Here is a 2,803-nt window from a genome sequence, read left to right as displayed (position 1 = left end):
GTGTAATTTCCAAACACCGCAAAGCGAATCGCCGTCAGGCCGGCACAGATGGCGCCAATGGTCATCATGTTCGGCATCAGCTGGATCAGCGCAAATTCGGATTTCTTCTTTTCCGGGGCGTCATACATGGCGGTGGCTCTTTCTTCCTCGCGGGGCGCACGTGCGTGCGCCGTCTGCAAGAGGGTAACATACAGGCTGGCGATGCCGTGGCGGAACATATGCCCCAAGACCCGCCCCGGCGCAACGTCCGTGCCAGAAGGCCACTTGCCGGGAGACCAAGCCAACACTTTTTTCATTCAGGCGCCCGGCGTCTGCCGGTCTTACTATATGCCGGCGTTAGCCTGACGCGCCGCCATCCGGCTAAGGTCCAGTCTTCTCCAGCAAGTGAATGCTCCTGTATCCCAGCTGCACTTGGCCTTTGGCCTTCAAGCCGTTCAGATGAAGGCCCACAGCTTCTTTGGTCACGCCCAAGATGGCAGCCAGTTCTTCCTGGCTGATTTGCAGCTTTCGCGAGTTCTGCCAAATGGAAATCTGTTGCAGCGTGGTTTTCAGTCTTTGTTCCAGCGAGAGAAAAACCGTATTCTCGTAATTCTTATAAAAATGACCAGCAAGCCCAGCCAGGACAGCTGCAATCGCCTGCCATAGACTTGGATCTGCCTGACCTATTTCCTCGATGTCTTTCCAGTCGACCACCTGCAACCGGGTCTCCGTTACCGTATAGGCCGCATTCGGCCTCTGACCGGACCCAAGGCACCCGATGAAACCAAACCAGTCCCCCGCATCAAGATCGCGGACGATCAGCTCTTTGCCGCCCTCATGTGTCGCCCCGAACCGTACCGCGCCAGTTTCAATAAAGTACAATTCCTGCGCCGAATCTGCGATTTCGTGAACCAAGCCTCCTTTGGGGATGCACCTCCCCCGTGCCTTGCCATGCACCGCTTGCCTGGTTTCGTCAGAGCAATGGTCAAGCCAATTCCGGAAGTTCACATTTTTCATCGGGAAAACAATCCAGATTGTCTTTTCATTCCGGCCCTACACGTAGTCTCCGCAGCATTTGCTACAAGGGAGTCCAAAAGATGAAAATGGTAATCTTCGGCGCGGCTGCGGCCGGATTGCTCGCGGCCGCTACTGCCTCAGCGGTCGAAATTCCGAACCGCCCGGCTCTGACAACCGAAATTGCCGAAGCGGTCGCCAAAGAGGCGCTTGCAGATTGCCGTGCACAAGAGACGGCAGTATCGGTCTCTGTCGTGAATGACCAAGGCCGGCTGCTCTATTTTTTCCGGGGAGAAGGCACTGGTGCAAACACCATTCATACCAGCTTCCGGAAGGCCTATACGGCCGCGTCCCTGAAGGTATCAACATCTGTTCTCAATATGGCACCCCAGGCGGACGGATACAGCCAGCTGGGAAAAATGGAAGACGACATCCTGCTGCTAACCGGAGGTCTGCCGCTGTTCCACGAGGGCACGTTGATCGGCGCAATCGGTCTTTCGGGTGCGCCAGACCCGAACATTGAAGAGGCCTGCGGTGAATCCGCAATCGCAAAGGTTCTGAACAGCAAGAACGGCTGACGGCCCGCTTCCAGACCTGCAACCAGTCTGGCTCACCCCCGCAGGTGCCTGACCGGTACACAGGGGGTGCACACATGGCACCCCCTGCTTTTCCGCTTTCAGCCTGCCTCAGCCGACGACGTTGAACTCCGGCCCATAGGGGTATTTGGTGATATTCTCGTTGCCATCCTCGTGAATGATCAGGATGTCGTGCTCACGGTAGCCGCCGGCACCGGGTTGGCCGTCAGCGATGGTCAGCATCGGCTCCATCGAGATCACCATGCCCGGCTCCAGCACCGTATCGATATCCTCGCGCAGCTCCAGCCCGGCCTCGCGGCCATAGTAGTGGGACAGAACCCCAAAGGAGTGGCCATAGCCGAAGGTGCGGTATTGCAGCAGATCCTGCTCTTCAAAGAAGGCGTTGATCTGATGGGTAATTTCTGCACAGCTTGCGCCCGGCTTCAGCAGCGAGATGCCCAGCTCATGCGCCGCCACATTGGCCTCCCAGATCCGCAGCGACTCGGCATCCACTTCTTTCACGAACATGGTCCGTTCCAGCGCGGTGTAATAGCCCGAGATCATCGGGAAGGTGTTCAGCGACAGGATATCGCCACGCTGCAGGGTGCGGCCCGTCACCGGGTTATGGGCGCCATCGGTGTTGATGCCGGACTGGAACCAGACCCAGCTGTCACGGTATTCGGCATCCGGAAACCGCTTGGCAATCTCCAGCTCCATCGCATCGCGGCCGGCCATCGCCACATCAATCTCGCGCGCGCCTTCTTTGACCGCATCGCGGATTGCAAAGCCGCCGACGTCAGCGACAGCGGCACCGGCACGGATCATGTCCAGTTCCGCAGCCGATTTACCCATCCGCTGAACCATGGTGGGGTGGTACAGATCAACCAGGCTGGACGGCTCCAGGAAGCTCTCCAGTTTGGCCTTCTGCATCAGGGTCAGGTGATCGCTTTCAAAACCGACAACCGCGCCCGCACCGCTGACCGACTTGATTGCACGCCAGAAGTTGTCGCGCTGCCAATCGGTATAGGTGATGTTGTCGCAGAACGACCGGCGCCAGGGTTGGCCCGCGTCGATGCCGGCCGAGATGGTCACCGCCTCGGATGCGGTCACCACCATGCCATAAGGGCGGCCAAAGGCGCAGTAGGTGAAGCCCGAATAATACGAGATGTTGTGCATCGAGGTGAAGACAGCGGCAGTTACGCCAGTCTCAGCCATGATCTTGCGCAGGCCGGCAA

General features: G+C 58.3%; 3 protein-coding genes and 1 pseudogene. 1 reads left to right on the top strand and 3 read right to left on the bottom strand.

Annotated features, from left to right (window positions below; translation table 11 throughout):
* Both A2I95_RS29855 and A2I95_RS29850 read right to left on the bottom strand, forming a co-directional pair.
* Positions 1 to 296 (bottom strand): annotated as a pseudogene (locus A2I95_RS29855) (hypothetical protein); the annotation flags it as partial.
* Positions 297 to 360: 64 nt separating this feature from the next.
* Positions 361 to 996 carry a Crp/Fnr family transcriptional regulator gene (locus A2I95_RS29850; RefSeq protein WP_259995059.1) on the bottom strand — a complete coding sequence of 212 codons (636 nt, stop codon included), beginning with the start codon at positions 994 to 996 and terminating at the stop codon, positions 361 to 363.
* Positions 997 to 1,082: 86 nt separating this feature from the next.
* On the opposite strand from A2I95_RS29850, the gene A2I95_RS29845 reads away from it, so the two are divergent.
* The gene (locus tag A2I95_RS29845) at positions 1,083 to 1,571 is read left to right on the top strand and encodes a heme-binding protein (protein WP_259995062.1); all 489 of its coding nucleotides are present in this window, start codon (positions 1,083 to 1,085) and stop codon (positions 1,569 to 1,571) included.
* A 108-nt stretch (positions 1,572 to 1,679) separates the two neighbouring features.
* Here A2I95_RS29845 and A2I95_RS29840 read toward each other — a convergent pair.
* Positions 1,680 to 2,803, bottom strand: a 1,124-nt coding sequence (locus A2I95_RS29840; protein WP_291735706.1) for an aminopeptidase P family protein, incomplete at its 5' end; no start/stop codon positions are given.

Source organism: Leisingera sp. F5 (assembly GCF_001593695.1).
Note: the sequence above shows the minus strand (reverse complement) of the source record. Positions and strands in the feature narration are given on the sequence as shown.

Excerpts from the sequence above, each read along its gene's own strand:
- A2I95_RS29850 (WP_259995059.1), bottom strand. The coding sequence starts at position 996 with ATGAAAAATGTGAACTTCCGGAATTGGCTTGACCATTGCTCTGACGAA.
- A2I95_RS29845 (WP_259995062.1), top strand. The coding sequence starts at position 1,083 with ATGGTAATCTTCGGCGCGGCTGCGGCCGGATTGCTCGCGGCCGCTACT.